We start from the raw sequence: 2,807 nt of genomic DNA, 5'->3' as shown, positions 1-2,807 counted from the left end.
CGGAACAAACCTGGGATGCGGACGTTAGGAGTAGAAACGGGGTCCGCGTGTTGGGTCGATAGGGGGTCTACCTGTCGAAAGTTCTTTGAGTGCGAGGGTTCTCGGTAATGAGCTGATATTTTTCGGCTTTTTACCCGGCACCCGCAGATTGCCTCCCGCCCCTTACGCGGGGGCGGATGGGTTGGTGTCGGCGTGGCAAGCACGCGGATCACTTTTGGAGGTCTTCCCAAATGGCTATTACGTTTAATGAATCCTACTATCTTCAGAACAATCCGGACGTTCTGAGCGCCGTTACCCTCGGCGTCTACCGGAGCGGCGCGGACCATTTCAATAAGATCGGTGGTCGTGAAGGCCGCAACCCGAACGCCGTGTTCGATTCGAAGTACTATGCCGCTCAGAACCCGGATGTGGCTGCTGCCGTTTCGGCCGGTACCTTCGCGAGCGCCTATGCTCATTACATCGCCAACGGTCTGCGCGAAGGCCGTGCCCCGAACGCCTCGCTGAAGGGCTTCGACGGCGCTGATTACCTCGCCAAGAACCCGGACGTTGCAACGGCTGGCTTCACCGCCGCAACCGCGCTGCAACATTACGTGCAGTTCGGCGTCGACGAAAACCGTTCGTTCACCAGCACCACTGCTGGTGCCGTGATCGGTAACGTTGCGGGCACCACGGGCGATGACACCATCACCCCGGCCGGTGGTCAGGCTTCGACCGTTCGTGTTGAAGGCGGCCAGCAGGGCGCAGCCGGTGACACGCTCGTCATCACCTCGGGTTCGGCTTCCTCGTTCCAGGTCATCACCCTGAACACCGAAACCGGCGATCAAAACCAGACCCGTGACAATGCCACGGCGGGTGCCGGTGGTGCTAAAATCGGTCCGGTTGCCCAGGGTTTCGAAAACGTTGACGGTCGTCAATCAACCATCAACCTGAACCTGACCGCGATTGATCGTACCTCGGTCACCAACACGGGTGGCGTTGCTGCTACGCAGACCGGTTCGGTCCTGCAAGGTGGTACGGGCCGTGACACGCTGACCGGTGTTGGCGGTAACGATGTTATCAGCGGCAACGATGGTAACGATGTCATCGTGGGCGCTGCTGGTGCCGACACCCTGTCGGGTGGCGTTGGCGACGACAACATCGGCGGCGGCGCTGGTGCAGACGTCATCACCGATGGCGCTGGTAACGACACCGTAACCGGCGATGCCGGTGCCGATGTCATCACTGTCGAAGCTGGCACGAACAGCGTCGACGGCGGTGCCGACAACGACACGATCAACGTGACGGTCGATCAAGCAACCTCGACGACGGTTTCGACCATCGGCGGCGGCACGGGCGACGACACGATTTCCTTGAACGCAACGGCGATCACGGCAGCCAGCCGCGCTAGCGTTTCGGGTGGTACGGGTAACGACACGATCACCGCCGGCCTCGGCGTTGAAACGGTTATTGCCGGTGCTGGTAACGACACCGTGAAGATCACGTCGGCGAACCTCGGCGCGACCGATGTGTTCAATGGCAACGATGGCCAGGACATCATCCAGCTCGAAATTCCGACGGGTTCGGGCACGAACACTTTCGTGTTCACGCCGGTTGGCACCACGACGGCAACGTCGCAGTTCTCGGGTTTCGAAGCCATTGCGCTCATCGACAGCTCGGGCAACACCAATGCCAAGCAGTACAAGCTCGTCCTGACGGACACGTTCCTGGCGAATAACCTCACCAGCGGTTCGTTCCTGATCGATGCGCGCGGCCTGCCGGGCGGCTCGAACCTCGTGATCGACTTCTCGCAGCTTACCGCTGCGTCGGCAGCTCGCTTCACGGCTGGCGCTTTCCGCGTCCTGTCGTCGCCGAGCACGGACGTTCGTGACCAAAACAACGTCGGTATCACCAACAGCTACCTCGTGAACACCTCGAACTCGCTGCTGTCGGCAACCGCCGCTTTCAGTGTCTTCACCGGCGACACGACCATTACGGCTGGTTCGACGGCTGCCTACAACACGGATCGTACGGTTAACACCGGCACGGGCCAGACCGCTTACACCACCTCGGGCGGTACGGCTGAAACGACCACGGGCACGACGACGTACAACTTCACGCAGACCACCGGCACTGCCGCGACGCTGACGACGACGTTGAACAACGGCTTCGGCACGGGCTTCCTGACGACCGGCGCAGATCTCATCAACTCGAGCACCTTCCTGGCCAACGGCAATCTCATTGCCGATCTGACCACGGGCGATGCCGACCGTTTGGATATGACGCTGACGGCAGCGATCACCCCGACGATCGTCGGTATCGAAACGCTGAACATCACCAGCTTCGGTGGTGGTCTTGCCTTCGGTAGCATTTCGGGCGCAACCACGGTTAATGTGACGGGCACGAGCTTCGCCGCCACCGGTGTTGCAGCTGCCGCGACGTTCAACCTGTCCAACACCTTCGGCGCTCAGTCGTTTGCGCTTGCCAATGGCGCCGGGACATCGGACTCGATCACCCTGAACCTGAACGGCACGCAGACCGGCACGACGCTCACCACGGGTGTCGGTGGCGCGATTGAAACCATCAATCTGGCTGTTATTGGCGCATCGACCCTCTCGGTTGCCACGCTGACGGCAGGTTCGACGGTGGTTATCACTGGTTCGGCGAACCTCTCGCTGACCAACGGTGAAACCGCTGCTCTCAACCACACCTTCAATGCCTCGGCCTTCACGGGTAACCTGACGTATACCGATGGTACGCTGACGGGTAACACGACGCTGGTTTCCGGTGGCACGGGTGCGGATGTGTTCACGTTCACGGCAGCTTCCGGT

The 2,807-nt window shown here is 60.8% G+C and carries 1 protein-coding gene; it reads left to right on the top strand.

Annotated elements, in window-relative coordinates; all coding sequences use genetic code 11:
- Positions 1–230: 230 nt before the first annotated feature.
- Positions 231–2,807: beta strand repeat-containing protein (locus tag VZ95_RS13145; RefSeq protein ID WP_045776253.1), on the top strand; the 2,577-nt coding region annotated here is incomplete at its 3' end.

It is taken from the genome of Elstera litoralis, from assembly GCF_000963705.1.
Lineage (GTDB): Bacteria > Pseudomonadota > Alphaproteobacteria > Elsterales > Elsteraceae > Elstera > Elstera litoralis.
The sequence above is the reverse complement of the archived record's forward strand: the minus strand, read 5'-3'. Positions and strand labels throughout refer to the sequence as shown.